Below are 16,167 nucleotides of genomic sequence, written 5' to 3' on the forward strand. Positions count from 1 at the left end.
CTCCGCCATTTATAATATGACTATTTTATATTAAAAATCTATTAGGTCAACCATAAATATTATTATCCTGCCTTTAAGGAAATCTATTGTCCCTTTCCTCCATTTTGACAAAAACTTTATTTGGTGGATAATTAAAGAGATGAATTTAGTGATGACTTTATTGCCAATTTTTCTTTTTACCCAGAATGTGAGATGGATTTACCGATATGATGGGTCTCCCGTAGATGTAGCACAGTGTTTGGTTTATGGTTCTGATGGCAATATTTATGCGGCTGGGGAGAGTAGAGGCACCTCTACCTGGGTTGATTTTATTGTGATAAGCCTTGAGCCAACACTGGGGATAGGAGAAAAATCAAGATCCCCAAAATCTTTCACCTTCTCCAAGGAAGGAATTATTTTAAGTTCTAATCAGCCAATAAAAGTTAAACTTTATAATCTATATGGGAAATTGGTCTTAGAAAAGGAGGTGACTGGTTCGGAGAGAAAAATTAAAGAGACCGAAAAGTTACCTCCGGGTATTTACTTCCTTTCTATTTCTTCTGAGGGAAAGGAAGAGAGGAGAAAAATAATAAAGATAAAGTAGGGACTTAGGAAGAGGTTAACTTTTTCTCCTAGCCGAATTAGGCTCCCATTTAGGCTTTGGATTAAGCCTTTGATTAGGCTTGGGATTATACCCTAATTTAGGCTTCTATTTATCCTTCTCTTTATACCATCTTTTAGACTATTTATTAAATTTTTAATTAAACCCTTTATTAAATCTCCAATTAAATCCGAAATTAAGCCTTTTCTTAGAACTTCTATTATCTCTTCTATTAAATCCCCGATACCATCCCCTGTATGCTACACCCCATTTTATAAAAAAATACCCCTCCTTTTTTCGGAAAGGTAGGTTAAATAATTATTGAGTTTGTTCTATTATAAAGTAGTTATAAGAGTTTGTCAACTGCCCGGTTTTTCGCTTGGTCTCCGTTTCAAAACTCTTCTTGTAATGACCAACTATATTCCTATCTTCCAGACGATATCCTTATTTATTTCTCCATTGTCATCAATGCCATCTTTGCCTACGCTATAAATTAGAACCCCCTCCGGAAGAACTTTATAGATATACCCTTTTCCCGTAAATGGGTCAAGAAGAACCTTATCGGTAACTTCTTTTAACTCTTTGGGCAATTTGCCGGTTTTTCTCTTATGGATAAAAATCTTTAACCCGAGAATGGTAATCTCCTTCTCCGCTTCAAAGGATTCAGTATTTAGATAGAAAATTTTTGGGTTGGGAACAAAATTTATTATCAAAGGCTTAAAAATCCCCATCTTTTCTATCTCTTTTGGGAGATGGTCACAAGCCTCTCTTCCCATAAAGTAGGGATCTCTAACAATCTCAATCTCCCGTTTCATCAGTTGGAGGGTCTTTAGTTGAATATACCTCCTTATCGGTAAAAGGTTGAGGAGGAAGAAAAAAAATCTTTTCTTGGGAAGATATTCAGAAAAGTTTTCGGATTGGGAGAGGGAGATATTATTGGAAAGCATTTGTCCAATCAGCGCCTCCCTCATCTCTTCTCTCATTTTTAGGTTTTCAATCGTATTCACCAAATCTTTCAGGGTATTAAGATCTCCTTTACGGGAAAACTCCTGGATTACCTTTAATGTCTTTCTTAGACTCCTCACTTTGTATAAATGATAAATGAGATAGGGTTCCTTTACCATTGAGGCAAGTTTTAAGGCTTTTCCCAAGATTTTAAGGGCAGAATCGCTCTTCCCTTCCTCGGAGATTTTTTTCGCATAAATCCTTAAAAGAGAAGGGAAATGGGGGGGAGATGGCGAGTTCGTCAATTTCGGTTCGGAACCCTTTCTCATAATCAATGCCAAAATAGAAATGAGGATATTCCGCTGCCTTTAATAATAGACCAATCGCCTTTATATTATCGCCAGCCACTTTTCGGAATAGGCGCGGGTTTTCTTCATATTCAATACTATCAGCCAGTCTTATCTCCTCTCTATTTTTCAACTCCGAATGGGCGAGGCTTAATATCTCTTTTGCCTCTTCACTCTCTTGGGTGCGTTTCGGGGCGATTTCCTTTATTGATTTTGGATAACCTTCTTTTTCCAGGGCGTTAAGCGTCGTTTTAATTTGGTAGTCAAAGAGGAGACTGATAAGGAAATATAAGGAGATAATAATAATCAAGACCAAAATCACCACCCAACCTTTCTTCATACTTGAACTATATACTGATTATCGTTTTTGTCAAATCTCCACGGTTGACTTTTATCAGAAGTTTGGTAAAATAAGGGAAATTTATTGATAAAGGGAATTCTTATGGAACGAAGAATGAAAATTTTCTTAATTTTCTTTCCCTTCTTTTTATTTAGCCAAGTGCCGTTTGCGGCACGGATGAACGGGGGAAAAATCCATTATCGCGAAGGAAGATACGAAAGGGCAAAGGAGCAATTTGAACTCGCCTTAAAGGAGAGGCCAAATTCGGAAGAAGCCCATCTCTGGCTCGGTCTGGCACTTTTCCAATTGGGAGATGCCTCTACCGCCGCGGTCCATTTCTTAGAAGCGATCAAGATAGATACTACTCTCATCAACCAGATAAGAAAGGAAGAGGATAAGAGATTGGCAGTTTGGAGTGCCTTATCTCAGAAAACCCAAAGGCTCATCTTAGAAAATGATTACGAAAATGCCCTTCCCTATGCCGAGATGAGTATTAGGATTGACGAAACCCATCCTCTTGGCTATACCCTTTTGGCTCAGGTTTATTCCCAATTGAATAAACTCCAGGAACTCCATAACTTGGGAAAAAGGTTGGTGAAGGGGGATTCCCTCTCTCCCCAGGGATATAATATCCTCGGCATTTATTTCTTTGCGATTAATAGTTGGGATAGCGCAGCGATTACCTATCAGAGAGCGAGTAATCTTTATGAGAAGAAAATTGCTGAATACAGAGAGGATTTAAAAAAGGAGATAAAGAGGGCAGATGCGGAAACGGTGATTGAGAAATTAATCTCTTATCAGAAGGGCAAGGAAGTGGATAAATTCCGTTCTTATGTGGAGGACTCTTTACGGCTAAAACCAAAATTGAGTACCATCGCCCGGCTCACCTTAGAGCTTTACAATATAGTGTTAGAGAAGAATTTTGTTGATTTCCGAATCGGGAGTTCCTATCTCCAAAAGAGCAGTGCCCTACCCGAAAGTATGAAGTGGGGTTATCTCTTAAAGGCGGAGAGTGCTTTCACCGCGGTATTGGTTAATAATCCGCAGGATTTAGATGCGAAGTATAACTTGGGATTTGTTAAATATTCCTTAGGCAAGGAGAAGGTTGAGGAGGCGGTTATCTTATTTAAGGAATTGGTGGAGAACGGGGTTTATCTTACCCAACTCCCGGAAAAGGTGAAGGAAGAGATTTCCTCCCTTTTGAAAACAGAGGCTGGGAAAATTGCCATCCCCTTACCTTCAGAAATCGCTTCTCAGATTAAGGAAGGGAACTTTGCTTATCTTTACCTCTTTGATACCCTCTCTCCCTTCCTCTCACCCTTTGAACCAAAGACGATGGAAAATCTCTATCTCTTATTGGGTGCCTCCTATGTCCGGGTGGCGGATTTGCGAAAGCTGAAAGAGAATTACGACAAAGCCATCTCCGCTTTTCAGAAGGTTATTACCATAAACCCAGAAAATGTTGACGCCTATCAAAATCTGGTGGTTGCCTACCGGGAGAAGGGGGATAAAAAAATGGCGGAAAAGATGTATCTCAAAATGGAGGAAATTAAAAAGAAAAGGGGAAGTAAATGAAAACACTCTTAAATATCTTGATTGTTCTTCTTATTGGTCTTCTTTTGTATATCCTCCTTTACCCTCAATATCAGGAGAGTAAGGTTCAGACGGTGAAGATGGGAATTGACGGTTCGCTCGCTTCCTTAGTCATCTTTTTTGCCGAAGAGAAGGCTTTTCTTAAAGAACAGAAGTTAATTCCGGAATACATCTTCCTTGATTCGCCAGAAGAAATCTATTCTCAACTCCTCGACCAAAAGATTGATTTTGCTATCCTTCCCTGGTCAACAGTCTTAAAAAGGGTTGTGGCTAGTGGGGAGACGGTTAAGGCGTTCATCTCGTTAAATCTTCGGACGGGAATACCGGTTGATGCCATCTTTACCCATCCCAATTCAAAGATTACTTCCTTAAAAGGTTTGAAAGGGAAGAAGTTTGGTCTGCCCCCCGGTTTTCTTGATTTGGTGCAGGTAATTCTTACCGAGAATCAAACCTCGCCTAAGGATTTAATTCTTTCCGAAATACCCGAAAAGGAGATCGTTCAGAAGTTAAAAAATGGGGAATTGGATTGCGCCTTGGTCTTAGAACCTTACCGTACCCAATTGAAAAAAGAGGGGATGGTAGTTCTCTTAGACGGTCCCCTACCCAAAACTTTCCTTGCCCCCTTTCCCGGATACGCCTATGTCTTAAATCCCCTGCTCTTAAAGGAGAAGCGGAAGGTGGCGGTTCGTTTGAAGATTGCGACGGATATGGCGATAAGTCTCTTGGATAAAGAACCCCAAAATGCCCGGGCAGTTTTAATTAAGAGGTGGGGTTTAGACCCAGAACTCGCTGCTGATTTTAACCTTCCCGAGGTGGAGAAACTGGCGGGAATAAATAAACCCCAGATTCAAGCGTATCTCTTAAATCTGGCTGAAAGGGGAATTATCAATCGGGCGGGGATAGAGGAGTTAAAGGCAGAAAACCTTCTTTGTGCCCCGATTGATTTACAACCATAGAGAGCGGTCATGCTAAGCGGGAGGCTGGCGGTCTCCTCTTCCCGAAATCCGCCTGATGCGGGGCTGAAGGACAGGCGCGGGGGTAAATAAAGAGAGAGAGGAAAAGGAAGTAGGCGATGAAGGTTGGGTCTAACAATAATCCTTGCCCTGAACCCCGCCAGGACCGGAAGGTAGCAACGGTAAAGGGAAAAGGGTTAGTTGTTAGGTTGCCTGGCCCGAGCCGATGCCTTTTTCTCACTCTTTATTTACCTTCCAACCTGTTGCATGGCCGCTCAAAAAGGGAAGTGGGAGATGCATAAGATTCTCTCCCTCAAATATCGCCCTCAGACTTTTGATGAGATTGAAGGGCAGGAGCATATCAAAAATACCTTAAAAAAGGCGATTGAGAACAATAAAATTGCTAATGCCTATCTCTTCTGCGGTCCCCGAGGGGTGGGAAAGACCACAACCGCTCGGGTCTTAGCCCGTTGCCTCAACTGCACCGCCGGGAACGGACCAACAGTAAATCCTTGTGGGAAATGCCCACCCTGTGAAGATATCAAAAACTCCCGTAGTATTGATGTCTTAGAAATTGACGGGGCTTCCAATCGGCAGATTGACGATATCAGAAACCTTCGGGAGAATGTGAAATACGCTCCGGTCTTTTCCCGGTATAAGATTTATATCATTGACGAAGTCCATATGCTCACGAAAGAGGCTTTCAATGCCTTACTAAAAACCTTAGAAGAGCCACCACCCCATGTGAAATTCATCTTTGCCACCACTGCTCCCCATAAATTACCGGAGACCATCCTCTCGCGGTGCCAAAGGTTTGATTTCCGGAAGGCAGAAGTAGGGGAGATTGTCAACCGTCTGAAGAGGATTGCGGAGAAGGAAGGGATAAAGATTGAAGAATCCGCCCTTTATCTCATCGCCCGAAGGAGTGATGGAGCGATCAGAGACGGGGAAGTACTTTTAGACCAGATCGCCGCCTATTCGGATAAGATGATTACCGGGAAACTGGTGGAAGAGATATTGGATATCATTCCCGAAGAGACCTACTTCTCCTATTTTAATATTCTAAAAAAGGGAGAGGTTAAATCCCTCTTCTCCTTCCTCTCCAAACTTTCCGAAGCCGCTTATGACCCGATAGAATTTTACTCCGGTATCATAAGATTTTTCCGCACCCTCCTTTTAGTTAAAAATGAACTTCCGGCAAAGACCTTAGGTCTCTCTGTGGAAGATTACCAAAAGTTTCAAAGGTGTGCCGATCTTCTTCCTCTGGATGAGATCACACGCATCCTCTCCCTTCTCTTAGATTCCGAAGAGATGATGCGGCGCACCTTCTTTCCGGAAATTCTCTTAGAGGTCATCTCCTTAAAGATCAGACCTAACCTTTAATGGAGGAGTTAAAAAAGATTATTACCCTTCTCTCCCAATTTCCAGGGATTGGAAGAAAAACCGCGGAGCGGATTGCCTTTTTCATCTTAAAGATGGATGAGGGAAAGGTTAAAGAACTTTCCTCTGCTATTGTCCTCTGGCGGCAATTGGTAAAGCCCTGCCCCCTCTGTTTTAATATCACCACCAGAGAGAGATGCGAAATCTGTGAAGACCCAAAGAGGGAGAGGGATACCCTCTGTGTGGTTGAAGATGCTTCTGACTTGTATGCCATAGAAAATACCCATTCATATAAGGGGCTCTATTTTGTTTTGGGTGGCGTGATAAAAGATGAAGGGACAAAAAGGGCTTTACGGTTAAAGGAATTGGAGGAGAGGGTGAAAAGGGATAAGATTAAAGAGGTGATCATCGCCACCAATCCCACGACCGAAGGGGAATTGACCGCCCTCCATTTGGCAAAACTCTTGAAGCCGTTTGGGGTTAAACTCACCCGGATCGCTCGGGGTATCCCCTTTGGTGCTCACTTAGAATTGGCAGATAGTATTACCATCTCTCAAGCCTTAGAGGGGCGGAAAGAGATTTAATAAAAAGTTGTTTTAAAAAATAAGTTATTAGTAAGACAATGATCTTTATAAGAAAGAGATAAAAAATCTTTAATTATTTTATAAGATATTCAATTTAAATGACTTATAAAAATATAATTTTAGAAAAAAATTAAAATTTCTCTTAAAAATTTATTGTCTTATCAGTATTATTATATTAGGAGGCCTTATGGGTAGAAGAGATATAAATAGTCAGTATCTGGAGGCAGTTAATAGATACTGCTACCTTTTGCTCAATTCCTCACTTAAATTCCGGCGGAAGAAGTTTGATTATCCGGTGCCGATGGAGATACCGGACCAAAGATTTTTCTACCGCTCATTATCAGAAACTTTACCTCCGGCGATAGAGACTGAGATGAGAAGAGTAGAAGGAAAGATTGAAGAGGTTAAAGAAAGGGCAAAAGAGGAAAATTTTATTATCCCCTTAGAGCAAATTCGCACCCAATACGGATTGAGCAAAGAGGAGTGGTTAATCTTGGCTTTCCTTTTCTTTGCTCGGTTTAATGAAGGACACCGTGATAAAAAGATAGAAGGACTAACCTTACTCCGTCTTGTCTCCTTTCGCGAGAACCCATTAAATAAAATAGAAATCCTTTCCCCAAAGGGGAAGTTGCGAGGAAATGGTTTAATTAAATTAGAAACCGACCGCTACTCTTGGGAAGAGAAAAGGATGCTCTTTGAGGAATCCTTCTCCCTCACTGAGGAGATCTTCTATCAGATTGCTGGGGTGGAAAATTGGCGAGAATTGGAGGATTTAGAAAAAGAGAGACCTAAAGAATCTTTACTCATCATCCGGGAACCCGAGATTTCCTTTAACCATTTGGTTTTACCCCGAGAAGTAAAAGAAAAGATTGATAATGCCCTTTGGCAATACGAAAATGGAGAAAAGGTCTACGAAAGATACGGGCTAAAAGAGAAGATTCCTTATTGTCAACCGGTGGTGATACTTTTCTATGGTCCATCCGGCACGGGCAAGACCGCAACCAGTGAGGCAATCGCCAAACATCTCAATAAAAAGATTGGAATTGCCAACTACGCCCAAATCTATGATTGTTGGGTTGGGGAATCGGAAAAGAATATCCTCAGGCTCTTTGCCGAAGCGAAGAGAAAGGATTGTCTCCTTCTATTTGACGAAGCCGACTCCCTTTTTGCCGAAAGGTTTAACGAAGGTCGTTCCGTAGAGCGGATGCACAATCTAATGACCAACCTCTTAATGCAGAAACTGGAAGATTTCTCCGGGATTATCGTCTTAACAACCAATCGGGAGGTAGTAATTGATAAGGCATTTGAGAGGCGGATTTTATTGAAGTTGAAGTTTGATTTGCCTCCTAAGGAGATGAGGATAAAAATCTGGCAACTCTTCTTAAAAGATTGTCCCCAATTGAGCCGGGATGTTTCCTTTGAAGAATTGAGTGATTATCCGTTGCCCGGGGGTAAAATCAAAAATGCGGTAATCAAGAGCGTAATGAGATGCGCCCAAGAAAATAGAGAAATCAAAATGGCAGATTTAATCCAAGCCGCCGCAGAAGAACTGAAAGGGACATTTTCAAACCGAGAAAGGATTGGATTTTAAAGGGCAATAATAGTCTTCTCTTGTCTATTTGAATCTCATTTTAAGATAATTATCTTGTAAGCATCCTTTTCTTTCTCTTCCAGATTTAAGAAGTAAATGCCGGAAGGGAGATTCTTCAGCGCTAAAGACCGAAATTCCGGTTTCAAGAGAAACTCTTTCACCCTTTTCCCTAGTGCATCGTAAAGAATCGCCTTCTTATTTTCCTTGTGTTTTAGGAGATAGGCAATCTCCAAATTTCCTTTGAGAATTGTCGGATAAATCCGGAAAGATTCATCTATCGGATTCCGATAAGAGACCTCTTTTTCCCAAATACCGACTTGTGGTTCTCCGGTCTCAAAAGAGATTGCCCTGCCCGAAACTAAAGGTGCCTGTGCCCGATGGTAGGTACCGTTGTAAAGCCCGCAGATACCACGAGTGGAGGTATTATTCTCAATACCAACAGTATTGGAGACATAGTTATTACTTGAATAATACTGGAAGACAATTCGGTTATCACCGGTCGGCGTGGGAATGGTCGTATCATAGACGATTATCTCAAACTTATCCCATTGGCTATTAGGACTGAAATAGTGAACCGAATCCCATTCAATAATAAATCTATGGGAGTCTGGTTCGTAGAGATACCAAATTCTATTACCATAAGGTGGATATAAGTCATCCCAGTTGATACAGATCATAGAATGGGGATTGGTAGAGGTTGGGTCCGGGAGTTGCTGGTTGGAATAAGCAGTGGAGGTTGTCCTTCCCGGCATAATCCAACCGTTACCGCAGATAGAAAGCGATTCGGCAAATCTCTGCCCATAATACTTAAAGACAAAGGGTAAAGGAATTCTTATTGTCTGGTCATCCGAGGTGATCGGGAGTTGGGTTCCTCGGTTGCGCAATTCAATCCAACGGTATTTTGGATGTTGGCGATAGAGGGTATCAATATTGTCATATGCCCAGTAGATCGCTGGCTCACCATCAGGAATTGGGTCGGTAATCGTGATTTCGCCAACTTCTAAATTAAATCTCAAACTATCGGTATAACCGGTCCCGGAAAGGTAAAGGGAAAAACTGATAACCCTTCCCCTCGGTGTCTGAGGATTGGCGGAGAGGATAAACTTATCTCCATAATTTCCCCTTTGGGAATCTGGTGGAATATTACCAAAGGCGCCAAAAGAATCGGAGATTGTGAGATACGAATCTTGGGTTCTTAAAATCCCTGAGACATTATTGGCAGAGACTCTTCCCATATTCTTTAAGATGACAACCAGACTTACTGTCTCCCCCGGGTCTAAACGTTGGTTATTATTACCCGAAGAGTCATAGATAATTTTATCCTGGAAGATAAGGGCTGGGGCATTGGTAATCACCCCTTCAATCGCATCAATCTCAAAACCACCAGTTGGTCCGTTTGTGCCATCACCGTCATCAACAATTTTAATGTAGCGGGCGCTTCCTTGTCCGGCTCTTGATAAATCAAAAGAAGAGGTTCCGGTATCAACCCCGCAGAAAGACCAAGGTCCATTCCAGTTCATTGAGACAAAGACCGAGCAACCTTCTGGGTCAGTGTCTTCTTCAAAGATTGTGAAATCACTACCCGGACCATTGATGATTAAATTCTGCATATCAAAGACCGCCCAACCACCAACCCCTAAGGAAAGACGCCGGTTATCCCTTCTCCCTAAGGAGAAGGCAGTTAGGGAAGTATTGGAATGGTTAGATGGGTCTTCAATATTACAGGAGACGCATTTGTAGGCAAAGATGGGGATTGTCGTATCAGGGAATAAGGGGATATCTAAGATGGCATAGGTATCCGCCGGCACATTCACGCCGGAGATAATTTTTTCCCGATAACCATTAGCGACAACCCGGACCGTATAACTACCTTGATGGAGATAACGGAAGTAATAACCGTTACTATCGGTATAGATTGGGAAGTTTGGTGGGTCAGTGATGACAATCGCCTTGACCGGTTGATTGGTTAGAGAGTCATAGACCCGACCCCGAAGACCATAGGCACATCTTCTCAATATTTCTAAGTTGGCGCTTAAATTCTTTCGGCAGATGGTATCAATGCGGGAGGTATCTGGAACATGGGGTGAGCACAACTCAACCGCCAAACAGAACATACCTTCCGCGCCGTAGGCATAATCCGAGGAACAACCGTGGGTCTCATATAACCCCCGGCAGATTTGAAAGGCGGGATAGCCAGTATAAGAACTGTACCTCTGACAGAGAAAAGCCATAAAGATACTGTCATAAGGGGCATTGGTGGAATATCCCCAGGGCCACATCGCGGCTTCGGTTCCGGAATGGTAAGTAGTATAAATGACAAATGGTGCCCTTTGGGTGAAGTTTCTGATTGCCAGAATCTCTGGTTGGGAAAAAGGAGCCGGGCTTCCCCAACCGGTATCCCAGAGATAGCCGTAATCTCGGTTTAGGTCAACACCGTTGGCATTACCTCTGCTTCTTGCCACCATCCCATCCGGATTGACAATCGGGATAATCCAGATTTCCCTCGTATTCACCAAATTGGTAATCAAAGGGTCAACCCCGTAATTTAATAAGAGGTGCCGGACTAAATATAGGCAAACCTCAGTACCGATATTCTCATTACCGTGGGTTGTGGCATCCCAAAGGATTCTTGGTTCGTGTTCGTCAACTCCGGCATTATCGGTAATTTTCATCGCCAATAAAACCCGATTCTGAACCGAACGGCCAATCGTATCTAAGCGGACCAAATTTGGATTATTTAAGGCGATGATGTTAAAAGTATCAACAATCTCCTGGTAAGAATGGAATCGACCAAAATTTACTCCTGGTGCCTGCCGGGCGTGATACTCTCCCATATCCGAAATGAGAACTTCCGTTGGATAACTTTTAGCGAAATCAGAAAACTTATCTTCGCCAATTGCGCCGATGAGATAATCAGAACCCACTTCGTAGATATAAAGCCCTTTATCCATCAATTCTTTAATCTTTTCTCTGGGGGAAGGGATTGAGACCTTAATCAACTTTTCCTTCTCCGCCCAAGAGAATTGGAAGATTAGGAGAAGAAAAATAAAGAAAAATCTTTTCATACTAACCTCCCGCTAAAAAAATTCATAATTATAAATATAAAGCGAAATTACAAAAAAGCAAGTAAGGAGATTGACAAGGAAAATTTTTCTCTTATTCTTAAAGGTGATTTTGGCGAGATGCCGTTTCTAAATTTTTCTAATTTGGGAGAGGTGTCCGAGTGGTCGAAGGAGCACGACTGCCCGCCTTCGGCGAGGTCTCGCCTCAAAGAGGCGGAGAAATCGTGGGTAAATTATGTGGAGTGTTTATATTTTGATTAGTAATTTTAGTGGAAGAACTTATGTTGGCTGTAGCCAAGATGTGGCGAAAAGATTAGCGATGCATAATGCGGGAAGAGTGAAATCAACCAGGAAATATCTTCCTTGGAAAGTGGTGTACCAAGAAGAGGTTGGTACCTATCAAGAAGCCCGCAAGAGAGAAAGATATTATAAAAGTTTTGCTGGAAGAAAAAGAATCAAAGAAATCGTAGAGAACTGGAGAGGTGTCCGAGTGGTCGAAGGAGCACGACTGGAAATCGTGTGTAGGGCCAAAAGCCCTACCGTGGGTTCGAATCCCACCCTCTCCGTTTAATATGTTTAAGAAGGAGCACGACTGCCCGCCTTTGGCGAGGTCTCGCCTCAAAGAGGCGGAGAAATCGTGTGTAGGGCCAAAAGCCCTACCGTGGGTTCGAATCCCACCCTCTCCGTGGATTTTCCCCAAACCCCGCTCAATAGGGGTTTTCACCCCTCTTGCGGAAAAAAAACCCTTGGTTTTTTTCCTGTCACCCCATTGGGGAAAATCCATTTTCCCCAAACCCCGCCGTGCTTTCGCACCGCTATCGCTAACAATAGGGGTTTTCACCCCTCTTGCGGGAAAAAAACCCGTATTTTCCAAGATAGGCTATGCTAATTGCTAAGAGACTTACCAAATTACCCCCTTATCCTTTTAAGGTTCTTTATGAATTAAAGAAAAATTATAAAGGGGAAAAACTCATTGATTTTGGGGAAGGGAATCCGGATCTACCACCCCCAAAAGGGATTATCAATCGCTTAATCAAGGCATTGGCAAAGGTAGAGAATCATCGCTATCCCAATTATGAAGGACTCTTAAAAGCCCGAGAAGCGGTTGCCCAATGGTATAAGAGAAGGTTTGGAGTCTTTTTAGACCCGGAAAAAGAGGTCTGCATGCTGATTGGTTCAAAGGAAGGGATTGCCCATCTCTTCTGGGCATTAGTCGGTCCGGGTGAGCGGGTGGCAATCTGCGACCCGTATTTTCCTATTTACCGGAATCAACCGATTTTGGCTGGTGCCCAAGTAAAATTTCTTCCTTTAAGGGAGGAGAATAATTTTCTGCCGGAGTTAGAAAAATTAAAGGGGAGTAAGATAAAACTCCTCTGCCTCAACTATCCCAATAACCCAACCGGGGCATTTGCCGATCAGAAATTCTATGAAGAGGTCATCTCTTGGGCACAAAAGGAAGATTTCTTTCTCTTTAATGATAATGTCTATTCGGAAATCTATTTTCAAGAACCCCCGCCTTCTCTTCTCCAAATCAAAGGGGCAAAGGAGAGGGCGATTGAATTCCACTCTCTCTCTAAGACCTTCAATATGCCTGGCTGGCGGCTCGGTTTTGTGGTGGGCAACTCGGAGATTATCTCCGCCCTTTTGCGCCTCAAACAGAATGTTGATACTGGTCCTTTTAATGCGGTTCAAGAGGCAGCAATTTTTGCTCTCAATAAGAGCGAAACCTACGCCCAAAGGATGAGAAAAATTTATGAGAGGCGTCTCTCCCTTTTTGTCTCCGGTCTAAAAGATTTGGGTTGGGAGGCAAAGATGCCCAAGGCAACATTCTACCTCTGGCTCAAAGTGCCTAGTAAAGAAGATTCCCTCACCTTCGCCACCAACTTATTAAAAAATTATGGCATCCTCTGTGCCCCGGGTAGTGGCTTTGGTAAATTTGGGGAGGGTTATCTCCGTTTCTCCCTCACCGTGAAAGAAGAGGAGATAGAGGAAGCACTCCGGCGCCTAAAAAAGAGATGATTGTCTTAAAATTTGGGGGTGATAGCCTATCCTCCTTAAAAAAGATAGAAGAGGTTGCCGAATATATCGCCAAGAGAAGGAAAAAAGTTAAAGATTTATGTATTGTCGTCTCGGCGATGGGTGAGACTACTGACCAACTCTTAAAAGATGCCTTCGCCTTAAATGAGAAGCCGCCAACCCGAGAATTGGATATGCTCATCACCGTTGGCGAGCGGATTTCCGCTGCCCTCTTGGCGATTGCCTTAGCGAAGAGGAAAGTGCCGGCACTCTCTTTCACCGGTTCTCAGGTGGGAATAATCACTGATACCTATCATACCGATGCCCGAATCTCTGAGATTAAGGGTGGTCGGTTAAAGATGGTTTTAAGGAAAAAGATGGTGCCGATTGTCTGTGGTTTTCAAGGGGTATCTTACAATAAAGAGATTACAACCTTAGGGCGCGGTGGTTCGGATATTACCGCGGTTGCCCTCGCCCATTTCTTAAAGGCACAGGTTTGTGAATTTTATAAGAAATTCTCAGGTATCTACACCGAAGACCCCAAGGAATTTTTTAATTTGAAAAGGTTGAAAGAACTCACTTATGAGGAAGGTTTGGAGTTAACCGCCTCGGGTTCGGAAGTAATCCATCCCCGGGCTTTGGCTTTAGCCAATAAGTATAATGTGAAACTCTTAGTTCGCTCCTTAAAGGATTCGGGAGGAACAATGATTAAGAGACAAACGGAAGGGGTAGAGAAGGCATTTATCAAGGCATTAACTCACCGCACCGATCTGGTGCGCTTCACCTTTGTTTCCGTGCCCAAAGTTGCCCAATGCCTCTCGCAGGTGGTGGCCACTCTGGCGGAAGAGAGGATCCCCTTCCTTTTCTTCTTCCACGGTATTCCCCATCAGAATCGCTTTGACCTCTCCTTCATCTTAAAGGGGGAGGAGGCGAAGCGAGCCCAAGATTTATTCCTTACCCTCAAGGAGAAGATAAAGGCAGAAGGTTTGGAGCGGCAAACGGGGATTGGTTCCATCTCTTTAATCGGACCGAATGTCGGCATTGACCCAGAGATCTTAAAAAAGGTCTTTACCTCTTTGAAGAAGGAAAGGATTCATATTGATGCCTTAGCCACCGGCACCACTAACATCACCCTTTATCTGAAAGAGAAAGAAGTGAAGAAGGGTGTTAAGAGACTTTTAAGGGATTTTCATCTTACCAGAAGGTGAAGACCCTCCAATTGCTGCAAGAGTTTTTAACGATAAAGGAAAGATTTGAGAAAGTCTTCCGAAGGGATAGTAAGAGGATTTTGGAGGCGATTCTCTTCTGCGCCCACGAGCCGATAAGTCCGAGGAGGCTTGCCCTCACCTTAAAAATGAGCGAGAAGGAAGTAGAACGGATCGTTGAGGAATTGAATTGGGAATACGAGAGGGATGGTCACTCCTTCCGCATTCATAAAATTGTCGCTGGTTATCAACTCTATACCCTACCCGAGTATGCGGAATGGATTAAATTATTCTTTACCCCCAAAAGACCGAAATTGTCAAAGGCGGCAAGGGAGATTTTAGCCATTATCGCCTTCAAACAGCCAATCACCAAACCGGAGATTGAAAAGATCCGGGGGGTTGACTCCACTTCCACCCTCCACTACCTCTTAGAGCGGAAATTGATAAAAATTGCCGGTCGGGCAAAGAAGTTGGGTGCCCCCTTTCTCTATAAGACGACCAAGGAGTTCTTGAAGTATTTTGGCCTTTCTAAAATAGAGGATCTGCCGAGTGCCGAAGAGTTAGATAGTTTTTTCCAATCCGCGGCTCCCTCCGAGGAGAAAAAAGAGGGGAGTGATAGTGAAGATTTTCCTACCCGCTAAAATCGTTTTGGGGATTTTGAGCAAAGAGATGGGAGCGGTTGGGGAAGTATTTAAGGAATTGAAGAGGGATTGGGGGGAGATAGATTTAGAAAGTGAAATTATCCCTTTCTCCTTCACCGACTATTACGAAAAAGAGATGGGAAAAGAACTATTCCGTCTTTGGGTCTCTTTCCAGAAGGTGATTCCCGCGGAGAGAATGAAGGAGTTGAAGGTGAAGACGTTGGAAGTGGAGAGGCGATATCTAAATGAGAAAGGGGGGAGGATTTTCAATCTTGATCCGGGGATTCTTACCCTCTCTAACCTCTGCCTTCTAACACACAAAAATTATGCGCATCGCATCTATCTGGGCGATGGGCTTTTCTGTGAGGTGACCCTTATCTACCGGAAGGGAAATTTTGAACCACTTCCTTGGACCTATCCGGATTATCGGACCGATACCGCCTTAAATTTCTTCCAAAAGGTGAGAGAAAAACTGGTTGGGGAAAAATGAAAATAGAGACTTGCCATTGGCAAAAATTTATCTATAATAAATAAGGTGCGTTCTAAGTTCATTAAAGAGGATTTGAATTTTACCGGCGAGCAGTTCTCAAGCCTCTTCGCCTACAATAACTTTAACCTCTTAGGCGATTCCATTATCGCCTTCATCGGCGCTTGTGATGTCTCCTTAAAGGAGATTGTGGATTTGGAACTGGCAAAGAGCGGTAAGAAAACTTTCTCCTGTCCCAGGATGCTCCACTTTTTGGCAGAACACTTTGAGGTGGATATGGAGAAAGCGATCCTCCGCTCTTTCCTCCTCTTAAATATCATAAAGGATTTAGTGAATGAGAAGTTGGAGAGACATATAATAAAAAGGGTGGGCACCGAACTCTTTGAAAACGATTCCCGAATCGGTTTCTCACTCGCTTCTTCCTCACCGGTCTCTTCCCTCAT

14 protein-coding genes, 2 tRNA genes, 1 other RNA gene and 1 pseudogene are annotated in these 16,167 nt (G+C 43.0%); 15 read left to right on the plus strand and 3 right to left on the minus strand.

Annotated elements, in window-relative coordinates; all coding sequences use genetic code 11:
- Positions 1-139: 139 nt before the first annotated feature.
- Complete coding sequence (locus ABIL00_02600) at positions 140-583, plus strand: T9SS type A sorting domain-containing protein (protein ID MEO0109662.1); 444 nt, start codon at positions 140-142, stop codon at positions 581-583.
- Between the two features lie 413 nt (positions 584-996).
- On the opposite strand, the gene ABIL00_02605 is transcribed toward ABIL00_02600, so the two are convergent.
- Positions 997-1,854, minus strand: coding sequence for a hypothetical protein (locus ABIL00_02605; GenBank protein ID MEO0109663.1), 858 nt, complete (start codon positions 1,852-1,854; stop codon positions 997-999).
- Positions 1,736-2,212, minus strand: a complete 477-nt coding sequence (locus ABIL00_02610) for a hypothetical protein (protein ID MEO0109664.1) — start codon at positions 2,210-2,212, stop codon at positions 1,736-1,738. Before ABIL00_02610 ends, ABIL00_02605 begins: the two co-directional genes overlap by 119 nt.
- A gap of 102 nt (positions 2,213-2,314) precedes the next feature.
- On the opposite strand from ABIL00_02610, the gene ABIL00_02615 reads away from it, so the two are divergent.
- From ABIL00_02615 to ABIL00_02640, 6 genes are all read left to right on the plus strand, one after another.
- Positions 2,315-3,787, plus strand: a complete 1,473-nt coding sequence (locus ABIL00_02615; protein MEO0109665.1) for a tetratricopeptide repeat protein — start codon at positions 2,315-2,317, stop codon at positions 3,785-3,787.
- Positions 3,784-4,761 (plus strand): ABC transporter substrate-binding protein, encoded by a 978-nt coding sequence (locus ABIL00_02620; GenBank protein ID MEO0109666.1) that lies wholly within the window; start codon positions 3,784-3,786, stop codon positions 4,759-4,761. Before ABIL00_02615 ends, ABIL00_02620 begins: the two co-directional genes overlap by 4 nt.
- 7 nt (positions 4,762-4,768) lie before the next feature.
- An RNA gene (gene ffs / locus ABIL00_02625) (signal recognition particle sRNA large type) lies at positions 4,769-5,029 on the plus strand.
- Positions 5,030-5,052: 23 nt separating this feature from the next.
- Positions 5,053-6,141, plus strand: coding sequence for a DNA polymerase III subunit gamma/tau (gene dnaX / locus ABIL00_02630; GenBank protein MEO0109667.1), 1,089 nt, complete (start codon positions 5,053-5,055; stop codon positions 6,139-6,141).
- Positions 6,141-6,722, plus strand: a complete 582-nt coding sequence (gene recR, locus ABIL00_02635; protein ID MEO0109668.1) for a recombination mediator RecR — start codon at positions 6,141-6,143, stop codon at positions 6,720-6,722. The genes dnaX and recR overlap by 1 nt, the downstream gene beginning before the upstream one ends.
- 187 nt (positions 6,723-6,909) lie before the next feature.
- Positions 6,910-8,313, plus strand: coding sequence for an ATP-binding protein (locus ABIL00_02640; protein MEO0109669.1), 1,404 nt, complete (start codon positions 6,910-6,912; stop codon positions 8,311-8,313).
- A gap of 35 nt (positions 8,314-8,348) precedes the next feature.
- Here ABIL00_02640 and ABIL00_02645 read toward each other — a convergent pair whose 3' ends face one another.
- Complete coding sequence (locus ABIL00_02645) at positions 8,349-11,378, minus strand: M14 family zinc carboxypeptidase (GenBank protein MEO0109670.1); 3,030 nt, start codon at positions 11,376-11,378, stop codon at positions 8,349-8,351.
- 232 nt (positions 11,379-11,610) lie between these two features.
- Between ABIL00_02645 and ABIL00_02650 the strand changes: the two are divergent.
- The 8 genes and pseudogenes from ABIL00_02650 to ABIL00_02685 all read left to right on the plus strand — a co-directional run.
- Positions 11,611-11,799, plus strand: a pseudogene (locus tag ABIL00_02650) (GIY-YIG nuclease family protein).
- A gap of 52 nt (positions 11,800-11,851) precedes the next feature.
- Positions 11,852-11,941: transfer RNA gene (locus ABIL00_02655), tRNA-Ser, on the plus strand.
- A gap of 38 nt (positions 11,942-11,979) precedes the next feature.
- Positions 11,980-12,061: transfer RNA gene (locus tag ABIL00_02660), tRNA-OTHER, on the plus strand.
- A 196-nt stretch (positions 12,062-12,257) separates the two neighbouring features.
- A complete protein-coding gene (locus ABIL00_02665) occupies positions 12,258-13,394 on the plus strand; it encodes an aminotransferase class I/II-fold pyridoxal phosphate-dependent enzyme (GenBank protein ID MEO0109671.1) in 1,137 nt (378 codons plus the stop codon).
- The gene (locus ABIL00_02670) at positions 13,391-14,599 is read left to right on the plus strand and encodes an aspartate kinase (GenBank protein MEO0109672.1); all 1,209 of its coding nucleotides are present in this window, start codon (positions 13,391-13,393) and stop codon (positions 14,597-14,599) included. Before ABIL00_02665 ends, ABIL00_02670 begins: the two co-directional genes overlap by 4 nt.
- Positions 14,596-15,237, plus strand: a complete 642-nt coding sequence (gene scpB / locus ABIL00_02675; protein MEO0109673.1) for an SMC-Scp complex subunit ScpB — start codon at positions 14,596-14,598, stop codon at positions 15,235-15,237. The genes ABIL00_02670 and scpB overlap by 4 nt, the downstream gene beginning before the upstream one ends.
- Positions 15,215-15,727: a DUF4416 family protein gene (locus tag ABIL00_02680; protein MEO0109674.1), complete on the plus strand. Its 513-nt coding sequence runs from the start codon at positions 15,215-15,217 to the stop codon at positions 15,725-15,727. Before scpB ends, ABIL00_02680 begins: the two co-directional genes overlap by 23 nt.
- 45 nt (positions 15,728-15,772) lie before the next feature.
- Positions 15,773-16,167, plus strand: a 395-nt coding sequence (locus ABIL00_02685) for a DUF366 family protein (GenBank protein ID MEO0109675.1), incomplete at its 3' end; no start/stop codon positions are given.

It is taken from the genome of candidate division WOR-3 bacterium (assembly GCA_039801905.1).
Taxonomy (GTDB): domain Bacteria; phylum Hydrothermota; class Tepidihabitantia; order Tepidihabitantales; family JBDRVQ01; genus JBDRVQ01.

What these genes read in the sequence shown, in the direction of transcription:
- ABIL00_02610 (MEO0109664.1), bottom strand. Translation starts at nt 2,212, where the DNA reads ATGAAGAAAGGTTGGGTGGTGATTTTGGTCTTGATTATTATTATCTCC.
- ABIL00_02600 (MEO0109662.1), top strand. Translation starts at nt 140, where the DNA reads ATGAATTTAGTGATGACTTTATTGCCAATTTTTCTTTTTACCCAGAAT.
- ABIL00_02615 (MEO0109665.1), top strand. Translation starts at nt 2,315, where the DNA reads ATGGAACGAAGAATGAAAATTTTCTTAATTTTCTTTCCCTTCTTTTTA.
- ABIL00_02645 (MEO0109670.1), bottom strand. Translation starts at nt 11,378, where the DNA reads ATGAAAAGATTTTTCTTTATTTTTCTTCTCCTAATCTTCCAATTCTCT.
- dnaX (MEO0109667.1), top strand. Translation starts at nt 5,053, where the DNA reads ATGCATAAGATTCTCTCCCTCAAATATCGCCCTCAGACTTTTGATGAG.
- ABIL00_02670 (MEO0109672.1), top strand. Translation starts at nt 13,391, where the DNA reads ATGATTGTCTTAAAATTTGGGGGTGATAGCCTATCCTCCTTAAAAAAG.
- ABIL00_02665 (MEO0109671.1), top strand. Translation starts at nt 12,258, where the DNA reads ATGCTAATTGCTAAGAGACTTACCAAATTACCCCCTTATCCTTTTAAG.
- recR (MEO0109668.1), top strand. Translation starts at nt 6,141, where the DNA reads ATGGAGGAGTTAAAAAAGATTATTACCCTTCTCTCCCAATTTCCAGGG.
- ABIL00_02620 (MEO0109666.1), top strand. Translation starts at nt 3,784, where the DNA reads ATGAAAACACTCTTAAATATCTTGATTGTTCTTCTTATTGGTCTTCTT.
- ABIL00_02605 (MEO0109663.1), bottom strand. Translation starts at nt 1,854, where the DNA reads ATGAGAAAGGGTTCCGAACCGAAATTGACGAACTCGCCATCTCCCCCC.
- ABIL00_02640 (MEO0109669.1), top strand. Translation starts at nt 6,910, where the DNA reads ATGGGTAGAAGAGATATAAATAGTCAGTATCTGGAGGCAGTTAATAGA.